The sequence below is a fragment of the Roseovarius lutimaris genome (genome assembly GCF_900115165.1).
GTDB classification, from domain to species: Bacteria; Pseudomonadota; Alphaproteobacteria; order Rhodobacterales; family Rhodobacteraceae; genus Roseovarius; species Roseovarius lutimaris.
In genome coordinates this window covers 79,352-94,875 of sequence record NZ_FOVP01000005.1, presented here as the reverse complement: position 1 = coordinate 94,875, position 15,524 = coordinate 79,352, and the positions used below count along the sequence as shown (strand labels likewise).

At 61.0% G+C, this 15,524-nt stretch carries 13 protein-coding genes and 1 riboswitch; of the genes, 7 read left to right on the top strand and 6 right to left on the bottom strand.

All coding sequences use genetic code 11. The features are described from left to right. Positions 1-75 precede the first annotated feature (75 nt). Both BMZ91_RS05790 and BMZ91_RS05785 read left to right on the top strand, forming a co-directional pair. On the top strand, positions 76-741 hold the full coding sequence (locus BMZ91_RS05790) for an SDR family NAD(P)-dependent oxidoreductase (RefSeq protein ID WP_092835688.1): 666 nt from the start codon (positions 76-78) through the stop codon (positions 739-741). After that, positions 735-2,264, top strand: a complete 1,530-nt coding sequence (locus BMZ91_RS05785) for a cryptochrome/photolyase family protein (RefSeq protein WP_092835686.1) — start codon at positions 735-737, stop codon at positions 2,262-2,264. Before BMZ91_RS05790 ends, BMZ91_RS05785 begins: the two co-directional genes overlap by 7 nt. Here the strand turns inward: BMZ91_RS05785 and BMZ91_RS05780 are convergent, their stop codons facing one another. After that, complete coding sequence (locus tag BMZ91_RS05780) at positions 2,265-3,716, bottom strand: MORN repeat-containing protein (protein ID WP_092835684.1); 1,452 nt, start codon at positions 3,714-3,716, stop codon at positions 2,265-2,267. A 153-nt stretch (positions 3,717-3,869) separates the two neighbouring features. On the opposite strand from BMZ91_RS05780, the gene BMZ91_RS05775 reads away from it, so the two are divergent. Then, positions 3,870-5,537, top strand: a complete 1,668-nt coding sequence (locus tag BMZ91_RS05775; RefSeq protein WP_092835914.1) for an NAD+ synthase — start codon at positions 3,870-3,872, stop codon at positions 5,535-5,537. Between the two features lie 27 nt (positions 5,538-5,564). On the opposite strand, the gene BMZ91_RS05770 is transcribed toward BMZ91_RS05775, so the two are convergent. Beyond that, on the bottom strand, positions 5,565-7,748 hold the full coding sequence (locus BMZ91_RS05770) for an ATP-binding protein (protein WP_092835682.1): 2,184 nt from the start codon (positions 7,746-7,748) through the stop codon (positions 5,565-5,567). A gap of 4 nt (positions 7,749-7,752) precedes the next feature. Beyond that, positions 7,753-8,148 (bottom strand): hypothetical protein, encoded by a 396-nt coding sequence (locus tag BMZ91_RS05765; protein ID WP_092835680.1) that lies wholly within the window; start codon positions 8,146-8,148, stop codon positions 7,753-7,755. Positions 8,149-8,335: 187 nt separating this feature from the next. Here BMZ91_RS05765 and BMZ91_RS05760 point away from each other — a divergent pair, with 187 nt between their 5' ends. Next, a complete protein-coding gene (locus BMZ91_RS05760; RefSeq protein ID WP_092835678.1) occupies positions 8,336-9,148 on the top strand; it encodes a CE1 family esterase in 813 nt (270 codons plus the stop codon). A gap of 100 nt (positions 9,149-9,248) precedes the next feature. Here the strand turns inward: BMZ91_RS05760 and BMZ91_RS05755 are convergent, their stop codons facing one another. Continuing rightward, entirely contained in the window at positions 9,249-10,172 is a 924-nt protein-coding gene (locus tag BMZ91_RS05755) for an MBL fold metallo-hydrolase (protein WP_092835676.1), read from the bottom strand. 173 nt (positions 10,173-10,345) lie between these two features. Between BMZ91_RS05755 and gltX the strand changes: the two genes are divergently transcribed. Further along, positions 10,346-11,671 carry a glutamate--tRNA ligase gene (gene gltX, locus BMZ91_RS05750; protein ID WP_092835910.1) on the top strand — a complete coding sequence of 442 codons (1,326 nt, stop codon included), beginning with the start codon at positions 10,346-10,348 and terminating at the stop codon, positions 11,669-11,671. Here gltX and BMZ91_RS05745 read toward each other — a convergent pair. Then, positions 11,655-12,971 carry a DUF2254 domain-containing protein gene (locus BMZ91_RS05745; protein ID WP_245736218.1) on the bottom strand — a complete coding sequence of 439 codons (1,317 nt, stop codon included), beginning with the start codon at positions 12,969-12,971 and terminating at the stop codon, positions 11,655-11,657. The two genes, gltX and BMZ91_RS05745, sit on opposite strands and share 17 nt — an antisense overlap. Before the next feature lie 16 nt (positions 12,972-12,987). Further along, positions 12,988-13,593: a gamma-glutamylcyclotransferase family protein gene (locus BMZ91_RS05740; RefSeq protein ID WP_092835674.1), complete on the bottom strand. Its 606-nt coding sequence runs from the start codon at positions 13,591-13,593 to the stop codon at positions 12,988-12,990. A gap of 59 nt (positions 13,594-13,652) precedes the next feature. On the opposite strand from BMZ91_RS05740, the gene BMZ91_RS05735 reads away from it, so the two are divergent. Both BMZ91_RS05735 and gcvT read left to right on the top strand, forming a co-directional pair. Continuing rightward, on the top strand, positions 13,653-14,105 hold the full coding sequence (locus BMZ91_RS05735) for an RrF2 family transcriptional regulator (RefSeq protein ID WP_092835908.1): 453 nt from the start codon (positions 13,653-13,655) through the stop codon (positions 14,103-14,105). Positions 14,106-14,135: 30 nt separating this feature from the next. After that, positions 14,136-14,222, top strand: a riboswitch (glycine riboswitch). A 166-nt stretch (positions 14,223-14,388) separates the two neighbouring features. Beyond that, positions 14,389-15,513 carry a glycine cleavage system aminomethyltransferase GcvT gene (gene gcvT, locus BMZ91_RS05730; protein WP_092835906.1) on the top strand — a complete coding sequence of 375 codons (1,125 nt, stop codon included), beginning with the start codon at positions 14,389-14,391 and terminating at the stop codon, positions 15,511-15,513. Positions 15,514-15,524 lie beyond the last annotated feature (11 nt).

The following is a 15,524-nucleotide window of genomic DNA, read 5'->3' as shown; positions in this document are numbered from 1 at the left end:
CTTTGATTCGATTGAACGCTCGGGCAGGGCGCGATTGGTCTTGAAGCGCGGCGCAATCCGTCTAGCTCTGTGGTCATGGAAAACGCATTGATCATCGGCGCCTCGGGCGGGATCGGGGCTGCGCTATGCGCGGCGCTGAGCGCACGGGGCGTCGCCGTAACCGGCCTGTCGCGCAGCGCGGACGGTCTGGATGTCACGAATGAGGCCTCGGTCGCCGAAGAACTGGGCCGCCTTGTCGGGCCGTTCGACCTTATCTTTGTGGCCACCGGCGCGCTTGAAATCAACGGCGCCGCGCCCGAGAAAACCCTTCGGTCGCTCGACGCGACTGCGATGATGGATCAGTTTGCCGTCAATTGCATTGGCCCGTCCCTGGTGCTCAAGCACAGTCTTGGCCTTATGCCGCGCAAGGGGCGGGCGGTCTTTGCCGCACTTTCGGCGCGGGTCGGGTCGATCGGGGATAATGCCAAGGGCGGCTGGAACAGCTATCGCACCGCCAAGGCCGCGCTCAACCAGATGATCCATACCGGCGCGATTGAGCTGGCGCGCACCCACAGCGATGCGATCTGTGTCGCGCTGCATCCGGGCACGGTGCGCACGCCGTTCACCGAGAAATACCTTGATCGCCATCCCGCCGTGGCCGCGCCCGAGGCGGCCGATAACCTGCTTGGCGTGATCGACGCGCTGACCCCGGCGCAAAGCGGGCAGTTCTTTGACTGGCAAGGCAAACCCGTCGCATGGTAGAGCGTCTTGTTCTGGTGCTCGGCGATCAGCTTTCGACGCGCCTGTCGGCGCTAAGCCGCGCGGATAAATCCAGCGATATCATCGTGATGGCCGAAGTGATGGACGAGGCGCGCTATGTGCCCCATCATCCCAGGAAAATCGCGCTTATCCTGTCGGCGATGCGCCATTTTGCGCAAACGCTACGCGATGACGGCTGGCAGGTCGCCTATACCAGGCTCGATGATCAGGACGCGTCTAAATCAATTGTCGGAGAATTGATGCGGCGCGGGCAAGAGTATGGCACCAGCACGGTACTGGCCACCCAACCGGGCGAATGGCGGCTGCTTGAGGCGCTTGAAAACGCGCCACTCTCGGTGACGATCCTGCCCGATGATCGCTTTATCTGTTCTCTGCCTGAATTTACCGAATGGGCCGAGGGGCGCAAAGAGCTGCGGATGGAATATTTCTATCGCGAGATGCGCCGCAAGACCGGCTATCTGATGGAGGGCGACAAACCGGCGGGGGGCAAGTGGAACTATGACCACGACAACCGCAAGCGCGCGCGCGCCGATATGCTGCGCTCTGCCCCGCTGCAGTTTACACCCGACGAGATCACCGAAGAGGTGCTTGATCTGGTCGAGGCGCGGTTTGGCGATAATTTCGGTACGCTGCGCCCGTTCTGGTTTGCGGTCACACCCGGTCAGGCCAAGCGCGCATTGGATCATTTTGCCGGGCAGCTTTTGCCAGAGTTCGGCGATTATCAGGATGCGATGCTTGCGGGCGACAAATTCCTGCATCATTCCGTGCTATCGCCGTATTTGAACATCGGATTGCTTGATCCTGTGGATATCTGCACCCGCGTGGTTGAAGAATGGCAAGCCGGAAACGTGCCGATCAATGCCGCCGAAGGCTATATCCGTCAGGTGATCGGCTGGCGGGAATATGTGCGCGGTCTCTATTTTCACGAGGGCCCCGAATACACGGCGCGCAATCATCTTGGCCATGACCGCGCCCTTCCGGCCGCCTATTGGGGCGGCGAAACGCGGATGAATTGTCTGGCCCATGCGGTCGATCAGACCCGGCAAGAGGGCTATGCGCATCACATTCAGCGCCTGATGGTGACCGGCAATTTCGCGCTTTTGGCCGGGGTCGAACCGGCGCAGGTGCATGACTGGTATCTGGCGGTCTATGTCGATGCCTATGAATGGGTCGAGGCGCCCAATACCATCGGCATGAGCCAGTTCGCCGATGGCGGGATCATCGCCAGCAAGCCCTATGTCTCGTCAGGCAATTACATCAACAAGATGTCGGATTATTGCGCGGGCTGCGCCTATTCCGTCAAGGAGAAGACCGGCGAAAAGGCCTGTCCGTTCAACCTGTTATACTGGGATTTCCTGCACCGTCACCGCGACCGGTTTGCGAAAAACCCGCGCATGGGCCCGATCTATCGCACCTGGGAGAAGATGGCCGAGGACCGAAAAACCGCCGTTCTGGAAGGTGCCGCGCGCATCCTTGACGATCTTGACGCGGGCAGGGCGGTCTGATCACTCTGACGGGGCCGGGGCCTCTTCGCTCGGTTGTGCGGCCTCTGCCGGGGTGGTGTTGTCGGTCAACGCACCGTCCTGCCATTCGCCGCTGGCCTCTTGCCCGGTGGCATAGCGCATCGTGCCTTCGCCCTGACGCTTGCCCTCTCGGAACATGCCCTCATAGACATCGCCGTTGACATAGGTCGCGGTGCCCTGACCGGAAATCTCGCCATTCTGCCAGGTGCCTTCATAGATAAACCCGTCCGGCATGGTGATTTTTCCCTGACCGTGGCGCTGCCCATCGGCGAACGCGCCGCTATAGATGGTGCCGTCGGGATAGGTCGCGACGCCCTGACCGTGGCGCTGTCCATCGCGCCATTCGCCCTCATAGCGATAGCCATCGGCATAGGTCATCACACCCTGACCATGGTTGCGGGCATTCTCGAATTCGCCCTCATAGACAAGCCCGTTGGGATAGGTCGCGCGGCCCGTGCCCTCGATCACGCCACCAACCCATGAGCCCTCATAGGTCGAGCCGTCGGGATAGATGATCTTGCCCTCGCCATTGGCAAGGTCATCGCGAAACTCGCCCTCATAGACCGAGCCATCAGGATAGGTCACGCGCCCCTCACCCGAGATTTTGCCGGCCACCCAGGAGCCAGTGTATTCATAGCCATCGGTGCCGGTGAAGGTGCCTTGCCCGTGGCGGCGATCCCCCTCGAATGCGCCCTCGTAGATGTCACCGTTTTCATAGGTGACACGGCCCATGCCTTCGCGCTGACCGGCGACAAGATCGCCTTCATAGATATCGCCATTGGGCTGGATGAGTTTGCCCTTGCCGTCAATCTGGCCCGCGCGCCACGTCCCCTCATAGATAAGACCATCGGGCATGGTCAGCTTGCCCTGACCTTCGCGTGCGCCCCGCGCGACCGCGCCTTCATAGACCGCGCCGTCGGGATAGGTGATCTTGGCGGTGCCTTCCTTGACGCCATTCACCCAATCGCCGTCATAGATATAACCACCCGGTGACTCCATGCGCCCGCGCCCGTCATGCATCGCGTTGCGAAATCCGCCCTGATAGCGCACGCCATTGGCATAGACCGCGACGCCCTGACCGGTGATTTTGCCATCGGCCCAGGCCCCCTCATAGGTGCCGCCATCGGTGAACACGATCTTGCCGACGCCATTCGGTTTGCCGCGCGCGAATTCGCCTTCATAGACCGAACCGTTGGGAAAGCGCGCCACGCCCTTGCCCTTGATTTCACCGTCAACCCATTCCCCGGAATATTCATACCCGTTGGGCAGGGTATAGGTGCCGGTGCCATGCTGAAGGCCGTTCTTGAACGTGCCCTCATAGGTGCCGCCGTCGTCATATTGCTTTACACCCACCTCGCCATCCTGCGCAAATGCAACATTTGCCCCGCCTAGCGCGATGGCGAAAATCACGGTTCGTGTCAGCGAAAAGTTCATAATTGCCCCGATGCCCTATCCCGCCTGGTTGAACGGCGGTTCCTGCAAATCTAGTGGACACGGCAGGGGCTGACAACGGGTTTTGGGCAAATCGGCTTTCCCTCGGGCGGTGATCTGCTAAATCAGACGTGAACAGCAGCAAGGGGCATGCATATGTCTGACAGGTTTCGCCTCACATTGGCACAGTTGAACCCGACCGTGGGCGACCTTGACGGCAACGCCGCATTGGCGCGCGGCGCATGGCAAACCGCGCGCGCGGCGGGGGCCGATCTTGTGGCCTTTCCCGAGATGTTCATCACCGGCTACAACACCCAGGATCTGGTGCAGAAACCTGCCTTTCATCAGGCAGCCATCGGCATGATCGAGAGGCTTGCGCGTGACTGTGCCGATGGACCGGCCATCGCGATTGGTGGCCCGGCGCTTGAGGGTGTCGGGCTATACAACGCCTATTACATCCTGCAAGGCGGGGCGATCACGGCGCGGGTGCTCAAGCATCACCTGCCCAATGAGACCGTGTTCGATGAAAAGCGGATTTATCAATCCGGCCCGGTCGGCGGGCCCTATTCGGTGGCGGGCGTGCGCATCGGAAGCCCGATTTGTGAAGACAGCTGGCACGAGGATGTCACCGAGACGCTGGCCGAAACCGGGGCCGAATTCCTGCTCGTGCCCAACGGGTCACCGCATTATCGCGACAAGATGGACCTGCGCCAGAACCTGATGGTCGCGCGGGTGGTGGAAACCGGCCTGCCGCTGATTTATCTCAATCTTGTCGGCGCACAGGACGATCAGGTGTTTGACGGCGGCAGTTTCGTGCTCAACCCCGGCGGTGGATTGGTGTTGCAAATGCCGATGTTCGAAGAGGCCATCGCGCATGTCGATCTACGGCGCGGGCCCGAGGGCTGGAGCGCCGAGCAAGGCGCGCTTGCGCCGCTGCCGGATGCTCTGGAGCAGGATTACAACGCCATGGTCCTGAGTTTGCGCGATTATCTGCGCAAGACCGGGTTTTCCAGGGTTCTTCTGGGGCTTTCGGGCGGGATAGATAGCGCGATCGTGGCCAGTATCGCGGTTGATGCGATTGGCGCGCAAAATGTCCGCTGTGTGATGCTGCCGTCTGAATATACCTCTGAGGCCTCGCTTGCGGATGCGCGCGCCGTCGCCGAGGCCCTTGGCTGTCGCTATGATTTTGTCCCGATCACCGAAGGGCGCGCCGCGATCACCAATACCTTGGCACCGCTGTTTGAGGGCAAAGAGCCCGGCCTTGCCGAGGAAAACATCCAGTCGCGCCTGCGCGGGCTCTTGCTTATGGCGCTGAGCAACAAGTTTGGCGAGATGCTCTTGACCACCGGCAATAAATCCGAGGTTGCCGTGGGCTATGCAACGATTTACGGCGATATGGCGGGGGGGTATAACCCCATAAAGGATATGTATAAAACCCGCGTTTTCGAGATTTGCCGCTGGCGTAATGCCAATCACCGTGACTGGATGATGGGGCCAGAGGGCGAGGTGATTGCGCCGCGCATAATCGACAAGCCGCCAAGCGCAGAGTTGCGCGCCGATCAGAAGGATAGCGATTCCCTGCCGGATTATCCGGTGCTTGACGGCATCCTTGATATTCTGGTCGATCAGGATGGCAGTATCGCCGATTGCGTTGCCGCAGGATATGCGCGCAGGGATGCCAGGCAGGTCGAGCATTTGCTCTACATCAGCGAATACAAACGCTTTCAATCCGCGCCCGGAACACGGCTGAGCAAGCGGGCGTTCTGGCTTGACCGGCGCTATCCGATCGTGAACCGCTGGCGCGATGAAAGTGCCGAGGGCTAAGCGGTCGCTCTGCGGGTAAGCCGCCGCTCATTCGGCGGCTGTTTGCGGATTGGGGCCGGTCGCGTCTGATCTGGCTTGGTGATCTTCGGCCTCTGCCCGGTTTTGGCGCAGGTCCGGGGCGTGCCTTTCCACATAGGCGATCAGATCGGCCTTGCGCAACGGCTTGCCCAGGAACCCATCCATGCCAGCCATTTGTGCGGCCTGCTTGTGCTGTTCCAGCACATTGGCCGTCACGGCCACCACATGCGCGGGGGCAAGGCCCTGCGCGGCTTCGCGGGTGCGGATCAAGCCGGTCGCCTGATACCCATCCATCCCCGGCATCGACACATCCATCAGGATAAGATCGGCGGGCGCCTGACCATATTGCGCGACGGCGTCATGACCGTCTACGGCCAGCCGCAGTTCGGCCCCGGAGGCGCTGAAATATCGGTCAAGCAAGAGCCGGTTGGTGGCATTATCATCCACCGCCAGCACCCTGACCCCCGTGGCCCAGCCGGTTTTGACCGCGGGTTTTGAGGTGTCCGTGGCAGGCAAGGAGGCAATTTTTGCAGTGTTTTTCATGCTGCCGTTCAGCGCCCCGCGCACGGTCTCGATCAACAGCGTTTCGCGCACCGGCTTTCGCAACTGGCCGCTGTCGGCGGTATTCTGCGACATCAGGATATGCGGGGCGGACGCAGGCAGGGTGCCATTGGCAAGGATGCTGTCGAGCAGGATCAGGTCCGGGACGGTCTCGCCGCAGGCTGCCGAAAGGGCCAGCGGATCGCGACCGCTGTGAACCTCGCATCCCAGATGGCGCAGGCAGGCGGCAAGCCCGTCGCCACGCCCAGACAGCGGGTCAAGCACCCAGATGAGAGGGGCGGCAACGCCAGGGTGCCCGAGCGGAGCCGCGCGCAGCCCCTGACCTTCGGCCTCCTGCGGGACAAGGGGAAGGGTGATCTCAAAACACGTGCCATGCCCTTCACGCGAGGTTACCGCAAGCGTGCCGCCCATAAGCGTGGTCAATTGACGGCTGACCGCGAGGCCAAGGCCGGTGCCGCCAAAACTCCGGGTGGCGGTGTTATCGACCTGCTCGAAGGCGCGGAAAATTGTGTCTATCTGATCGTCGGGGATACCAACACCGGTATCGGTGATCGAAATGGTGAATTGCCCCTGAACGCCTGGGGCAACACGCAGGGCGACATGGCCACCAAGCGTGAACTTCAGGGCATTTCCGACGATATTCACCAGAATCTGGCGCAGCCGTCCGGCATCGCCCAGCATGACGTCTGGCATTTGCGGTGCGACGTCAGAGAAGAATTCAAGCTTTTTGCGCGCAGCGAGGGGCGCCAGCAACTGGGTAACATCCTCGACGATTTCGCGCAGGCGGTAAGGCTCCTGCGCGAGGGTCAGCTTGCCCGCCTCGATCTTGGAGAAATCGAGAATGTCGTTGATGATCGTCAAAAGTGCATTGCCCGAACGGATGATCGTGCTGACATAGCTGTCCTGCTCGCGGTTCAACTCGGTTTCGCCAAGCATATCGGCCATGCCGATGATGCCATTCATCGGGGTGCGGATTTCGTGGCTCATCTTCGCCAGAAAGGCCGATTTCGCCTTGTTTGCGGCCACAGCCACGTGACGCGCCTCTTCAAGGCGGCCGATCAGGGCGCGCAGGGGGCGCCCGACGATGACGCGAAAGGAAATCCAGTTGGCCAGAGAGGCGATCAGGATACCGCCCGCCAGCAAGAGCAGCATGAAATCACGCTGATAGCGTTTGACGGTGGCGATTTCGCGCTCGTCAAAGCGGGTTACCATCTGGGTGATTGGCCAGGAATAAACCTCATAGGGCAGAGACAGGGCGGTATCGCTTCCCTGACAGCCAAGCCCCTGTGGCACCACCGCCAGAACCTTGCCGGTTTCAGGGGCTATCAATTCGACACAGCGGATCGCCGGATCGCCGAGCATCGTTTGCATGAGATCTGTGACATAGGGGCTGGACCAGTCCACCGCGCCGTCGCTCTGGTCGCTGAAGCGTTCAAGCGCACCGCCGACACGGGCGGTGGCATTGCCGATTCGCATCGCCATTCCCTCTTCACTGCGCAGCAGGGTCTTCTCGCTCATCCATAGCAAACCGCTGACCGCGAACAACAGGAAGGTCGGCACCATCACAGCGGTCAGTTTCAGGTAAAGACCGAGTGTCGGCGTGCGCAGCTTGGCGCTGTCTGTCATCGACATTGCTCTACTCCAGCCGAACCGCGCGCCCGGCCTCGATCAAAGACTTGATCGGGCCCCGATTGTCGATCTCGGTACGAATAACGCCATAACTCCCGCGGTTTTGCGCCATGTAATAGTCAACGGTCGATTCGGTGCCATCGGCGGTCACCAAGGTTGCGCACATCACGTAAATGTCGTTCATCCGCAGGATGACCTCGTGGTTCTCGGTTGGATATAATTTGGTGATTTCACCGGTTTCGAGGTCGAGATGTGGCAATGCACCGTCGATCATCGCGCGGCTCAGGCTACGTTGCAGGGCGGCCTGAAGCTTGGTCCTGACCTCAGTCAGGGATTGCGCCTGTGCACCGGAGGTCAGCATCAGGACAAAGGCCATGAGCGTGGGCAGAATATAGCGTTGCATAGAGGGGCCTCCTTGGATGAACAGGTCACGCGTCGCCACAGGAAAGCCAACCAAGGTTACCAAAAGGTTGAACCAGAACGGTTATTTCTCGACAATGCATATCAAATACCGTCCAAGCACGCGCTTGTGAGTTGCCTTTCAGCGCGCGCAACGCACATTTGAACAGTCTCAAAACGGAGTTTTCCTTATGCGATTTCTGGCATTTTTCCTTGCGATTTCGATACCTGCTGCAGGGGCTCCGGCGCTGGCCTGCGGGCCCGATACGGACTGTCGGCTTGGGGACCGGCACTATCGCATTGCCCTGCCCGAGGGCGAAGACGCCACCACACCGGTCGGGGCGGTCGTGTTTGCGCACGGGTATCGCGGATCAGCGGCGGCTGTCATGAAAAACAAAGGCTTACGACGCGTTCTGTCTGATATGGGGCTGGCGTTGATCGCGTTGAAATCCGCCGATGACGATTGGGTCATTCCCTTCGCCCCACGCCATATGGATGCCGATGGATCAGAGGAATTCAATTATGTCGAGGCCGTGTTGAAGGACGCCACCGCGCGATTTTCGATCGACGAGAACCGGATCATGGCAGCCGGCTTTTCTGCGGGGGGGATGATGGTCTGGAATCTGGCCTGCAGGATGCCGGAGAAATTTGCAGGATTCGCGGCGATTTCCGGCACATTCTGGGTCAAACCGCCGGATCATTGCGCCACACCTGCGGCAAGTCTTGTGCATATCCATGGCGATTCGGACCCGACCGTGCCTCTTACCGGGCGCGCGATCCTTGAAACGCGTCAGGGCGACGTGGAAGAATCCCTCGCCATGTATAAAAGCCTTGGCGGGTTTAGCCCATCGGGAAAGATGAGCGTCAAGGATCTGTCCTGTCAGTTGGAACGCAATGCCAAGGGCGATATCCTTGATTTCTGTCTGCATCCGGGCGGGCATTCATTCAAGAGCGCCTATGTCAAATTCGCCTGGGAACGGTTTGAGGCGGCGGGCAAACTCTGACGCCCGACCCCGAAGCAAAATGCGCGCCTTCTTGCGAAAGGCGGGCATTTTCCTTTTATACCAACGGATTGCCCGGATTTGTCAAAGCATTACATGAGCGTCAGAGCATGAGCTGATAGCTGCTTGGCACATAGGTGAACCCATTATCTTTGGCCTCGACAAACCCAACAGCAGGCCATGGCATGTGATAGCCGATGAACGGGATGTTATCGCTGGCCAGCATATCCAGAATACGGCGCCGGGTCGCGGCGGCGGCGGATTTATCCATGTCGAATTTCACCTCCCAGTCGGGTTGGGCCAGGGACCAAACATAGTGATTGGCAAAATCAGCCGCCAGCAACAGCGATTTGCCGCCGCTTTCAATCATATAGGTCATATGGCCGGGGGTGTGGCCAAATGAGGCCACCGAGGTGATACCCGGGGCGACGCTTGCGCCATCGCCGATCATGGTCGTTTTTTCGGCCAGCGGGCGCATGTTGCTGTCGAACCGCCCATTCCCGGCGTCCGCCCAGTGATCAAACTCGACACTTCCGGTGACATAGCGCGCATTCGGGAAAGTCGCCTCGCCGCCCTCGCGCATCAGCCCGCCGATGTGATCGCCATGCATATGGGTGATCACCACAATATCGACCTGATCGGGGGTATAACCGGCCCCGTTGAGGGCGCTGGTGATCGCATCGGGGCCAAGGCCGGTGTCAAACAGGATCAGGTCAGTGCCGGTATTGACAACAGTCGGGGTGAAAAAGAACTGCGCAGCATCGGTCGGGATATTGGCCTCGGCTGAAACCGCGTCAAACTCTTCGGCGCTGACGTTCAGCCCGAAAATCGAATGCGGATCGGGGCGCGGCATGGTCGCGGCCAGCAAGGCGGTCACCTCATAGTCGCCAAGCACAAAACGGTTATGGCGCGTGGTTGACGCGCCCATCATCGGGGCGCTCGCGCGGGCCGGGCCAAAGCTTGCGGCAAGCGGGGCGGCAGCAGCGGCTGTCAAAAGGTTGCGTCGTGTAAGGGTTGTTTTGGTCATGTGATTCCTCCTGTTGATCGGCACGATGATAGGGCATTTCAGGCACACTCCCGGCGTCTCACGATATTTTGACGCATCAACGCCGGAAAATCCGCAGAGCGGGGCGCGAAAGCCGGGATTTCTGGACAAAGACGCGCACCTGTGACACATCCACCGCGAAGCAGGAGAAGCCCATGACCACCACACGTTTTGCCCCGTCGCCCACCGGATACATCCATGTGGGCAATCTGCGCACCGCGCTGATGAATTACATGATTGCCGCCAAGGCAGGGGGCAGCTTTATTTTGCGCATCGACGACACCGATCCTGAGCGGTCCAAGCAGGAATATGTCGATGCGATCAAATATGATCTGGAATGGCTCGGTCTGCACTGGGACAGGACCGAGCGGCAGTCAGAGCGCCTCGACCGCTATGCCGAGGCTGCCGATAGGCTGCGCGAAATGGGCCGGTTCTACGAGGCCTTCGAGACCCCGACCGAACTTGACCTCAAGCGCAAGAAACAGCTCAACATGGGGCGCCCGCCGGTCTATGACCGCGCCGCCCTTGCCCTGAGCGAGGCCGAGAAAGACGCGCTGCGCGCCGAGCGTGGCGCCGGCGTCTGGCGCTTCAAGCTTGATCAGGAACGGATCGAGTGGAAAGACGGCATCCTTGGCGACATCTCGATTGATGCCGCATCGGTCAGCGATCCGGTGCTGATCCGGGGCGACGGCCAGGTGCTTTATACGCTGGCCTCGGTTGTCGATGACGTCGAGATGGGCGTGACCCATGTCGTGCGCGGCTCGGATCATGTGACCAACACCGCGACGCAGATTCAGATCATTTCCGCGCTGGGCGGCACCCCGCCGGATTTTGCGCATCATTCGCTTTTGACCGGGCCGCAGGGCGAGGCGCTCTCGAAACGTCTTGGCGTGCTGTCGCTGCGCGATCTGCGCGAGCAGGGCGTCGAACCGATGGCGCTTTTGAGCCTGATGGCGCGGCTTGGCTCGTCTGACCCGATCGAGCTTCGCACCGATATGGCCGAGCTGATCGAGGGGTTCGATATCGACCGTTTTGGCGCGGCCCCGACCAAGTTTGACGAACAGGACCTGTTCCCGCTGACCGCGCGCTATCTTGCCGCTCAGCCGCTTGACGCGATGGCCGAGACCATCGCAGAGGTCGGTGTGCCCGACGATCAGGCGGCGCAATTCTGGCAGGTGACGCGCGAAAACATCAACACGCGCAAAGATATCGCGGGTTGGTGGGCGATGTTCCGCGATGGCGCAGAGCCGGTGATCGACGACGAGGATCGCGAATTTGTCGCCGAGGCGATGACGCTTTTGCCCGACGGCCCGCATGACACCGAAACCTGGGGCACGTGGACCGCCGCCGTCAAAGAGGCGACCGGCCGCAAGGGGCGCGGGCTTTTCATGCCGCTGCGCAAGGCGTTGACCGGACAGGCGCACGGGCCTGACATGTCGCAAGTTCTGCCGCTGTTGCAGGTGATCAAGGCAAAGGGCTAGGGGTGTCATTCCTGTCACGCAGCCGCTGTTTTTCGCTCTTGAGCGGCAAAGCGAGATCGGCATAGTCAAGCGCGCGCGCGGCCAGATCGCGCGCCGCATTGGCCAAATCCGGCTCTGGCACCTCTGACAGGGTATGCAGCGTGTCTTGCAGGCGTTCGGCCACCTCAATTAGGCCCGCCCCGTCGCGGGCGGTGCTGGCAAAGGCGTTCTCGATCAGGGCGCGGCGCGACACATCCGGCAGAAACAGCCGTGGAAACAGCGGCGTATCGCTATCGGGTTTGCCATGCGCCCAGTCCAGCAACAGCTTTTCCTGACGGCAGATCACCGCAATTGCCGTGCCGGGATCATTGATGCCCGGCGACAGGGCGCGCGATGCGGTTTCCGACAGCACCAGCAACCCGTAAGAGGCATCCTGTTCAAAGGTGCGATAGCGCCCGATGGTCAGGCTTTTGGTGATCAGGGTTTCCTCCCTCTCACCAAGCCCGGTGGCATGGCCGATGACCTGCCCTTCGATCACGTAATCGCCCGGGCGTACATAGAGATAAACCCGCGTCTGATCGTTGCATAGCTTGTCGCTGATGGCGCGCAGGTCGATGAATTGCACATAGCCGGTGGCGCGCGCCGCAAGGGGCCGCGCATCATTCGGCAGAACCGTGTCACGCGTCATCCGGCGCGCCCCGAGCGAGGGCAGGCGGCGGGTGCGCATCAGGCAGGCGCGGGTGATATCCTCGGTCGAGGCAAGCGTGGCATCCATGCTTCCGAGATCGCTGAGGTGATGAATCCAGCGCAACAGCGCCAGAATGACAAGCACCACCACCGCCACGGTAAAGCCCAGCACAAGAACGCTGGCACCCTCGGGATAGAACCCGGCCTTGAACAAGATGATCGCGCTGAGCGAATAGACAAAGGCGCCGATAAAGGTGGCCAGAACCGTATGCGTGGTGGTGTCGGCCAGCAAGATGCGATGCACCCGCGGCGTGGCCTGACCGGCCGCCGCATTATGCGCGGTGACCATGACGTTAAGCGAAAACGTGCTGACCGCGAGCATGCCGGAGGCAAGGATCGTCAGGATCGGCATGACCGAATTCGGCGTAAAGCGGTCTTGCACGCTCTGTGGAATATAGCCTTCGAACAGGATCGCGATGGCCGAGGCGACCACCGCCAAAAGCGCCATCAGCGCGATGCGCAGCCACAGCTTTCGGCTGAGCCGCAAAAGCGTCATGCCGGTGGTTGAGAGAAGCTCAAGTTTCACGAGGATCACGCCCTTTTTCGCGCCAGTGTGACGCGGGGCGTGCGGCATGTCCATATGCCGCCGTTCAGGCCATATCGCGGATCACCCGGACGTCAAGCCGGGCCAGATGCTCGTCGCTCAACACGCGCTCGGCGGCGCTCAGGGTCTGGTGGCGCGGGTAGCGCGGGCGCGCGCGATCATCCAGAACCGGCGCGTCCCAGCCATGAGTCGTGTCGAAAAACCGGGCCACGCCCTCGGGGCCGAATTCGCGCAGATAGCCCTGTACGACCACATCTATATAACTCAGCAGAATGGGATGCGCGGTGCTTGGGGTGCCGTGCCGCCCCTCGGGGATACTATAGACCGCGATCTCGGGGCGATGTGGCAAGGGGTGGGTGACCTGATCATGCGCGGGCACGCGGGCATAGGCCGCCTCGCGCAGATCAAGAGCGGGCCAATCGGCCCCCGGCACCGCCGCGATCAGCCCGTCGATGGTGCTTTCGGGGTCGGGAAGCGCGGTCAGAAAGGCAACGGGGCGCATTTCGGTATGGCGCCAGACCCGCCGCCAGCCGCGAAGCTGTGCGGGATGGGCCTCGGCAAAGACATGCGTGGCGCGGTTCACGAGGCTACCATAGCCAAAGAAATATGCGTCGCTGAAAGAGGTGATGTTCTGGCCTTTGATCTGAATCATGGTCCCCGACAGTTTTGCAGGCAAAGCTTGTGACATTCAAGCAAGGGGGCGATTTCGCCATGCGGATTACCAAACGCACCAATATTGCCATCAGGGTTCTGATGTTCTGTGGCACCAATCCCGGCCGCATGGTCACCAAGACCGAGATTGCAGAGCGCTGCAATACCTCGGAAAGTCACCTTGCGCAGGTCATCAACAAGCTGGCGCAGCTTGGCTATCTGCACACCCAACGCGGTCGCCATGGCGGGGTCACGCTTGGCCGCGAGATGAGCCAGATCACGGTTGGAGAGGTGTTTCGCGCGATCGAGGCCAACACCCCGGTGGCGGAATGCTTTGCCGATATCGACAATACCTGCCCGCTGATTGATGCCTGTCGGTTGCGACTGGCGCTTGTCGATGCCGTAGAGGCGTTTTACGACCATCTCGATCAGATCACGCTGGAGGCGCTCGTGTGCAACAATGAGGCGTTGTTCACACTGTTTTCATCGCCGCCCTGCCTGAAACGGGCTTGAAGCGGCGCGGGCAGTATACTAGCGTGTACCTGAATCGGATAGGGAGAACTGGCCACGCCAGTGCCGAAGGAGCAACCGCCCCGGAAACTCTCAGGCAACAGGGACCTGCCCGACGACAAGACACTCTGGAGAGATCCCGGATTATGCCGGGGCGCCGAAGGGATAGCGATCTCAGGCCAAAGGACAGAGGGGGCATCGTGACGCGGCATTCAGGGCCAATGCGTCGTAACGGTGCCGGTGTGATCATCTGATTATCCGGGCCCAAAGGTAAGGGAGGATGCAGATGGCTGATTTGCTCACAACGCCACTGAATGCATTGCACAGGGAATTGGGCGCCAAGATGGTGCCCTTTGCCGGGTATGACATGCCGGTGCAATACCCGGCTGGCGTGATGAAGGAACATCTGCATTGTCGCGCCAGGGCCGGCTTGTTCGACGTCAGCCACATGGGCCAGGTGATCGTCCGCGCCCCCGGTGGTTATGCGCAGGCCGCGAGAGAGATGGAAGCGCTTGTTCCGGTTGACCTTTCGGGCCTTGGCGTGATGCGCCAGCGCTATGGGTTTTTTACCAATGATCAGGGTGGCATTCTCGATGACCTGATGCTGGCCAATCGCGGCGATCATATGTTTGTCGTGGTCAACGCCGCCTGCAAGGGGGCCGATATCGCCCATATGCGGGCGCGCTTGCCCGGCTGCGAGGTTGAGGAAATCACCGACCGCGCGCTTGTTGCGCTGCAAGGCCCGGCCGCCGAGGCGGTGCTTGAGGCGCTTGTGCCCGGTGTCGCGGCGATGCGGTTCATGGATGTGGGTATCTTCGGCTCTGACTTTGGCGAATTGTGGATTTCCCGCTCGGGGTATACCGGCGAGGATGGGTATGAGATTTCGGTCAGCGAGACGCAGGCCGTGGCGTTTGCCCGTGCCCTTTTGGCAAGCGACGATGTCGAACCGATCGGCCTTGGCGCGCGCGACAGCCTGCGCCTTGAGGCCGGGCTTTGCCTTTATGGTCATGACATCGACGAGACCACGACCCCGGTCGAGGCCAGCCTGATCTGGGGCATCCAGAAGGTGCGCCGCGCGGGTGGCGCGCGCGCAGGCGGCTTTCCCGGTGCGGATAAGATTTTCGCAGAGATGCAAGGCGGCGCCGCACGTGCCCGTGTCGGCCTGCGCCCCGAGGGACGGGCGCCGATGCGCGAGGGCACGTCGCTTTTCGAGGCCGCCGAGGGCGGCGCGCCGGTGGGTCAGGTCACCTCGGGTGCCTACGGGCCGACGATCGAGGCGCCGATGTCGATGGGATATCTGCCCAAACCCTTGGCAACCGAGGGCACGGTCATTTACGGAGAAGTGCGCGGCAAGCGCCTGCCGGTCAAGGTGGCGAAACTGCCGTTTACACCTGCCAATTTCAAACGCTGAACATCATCATC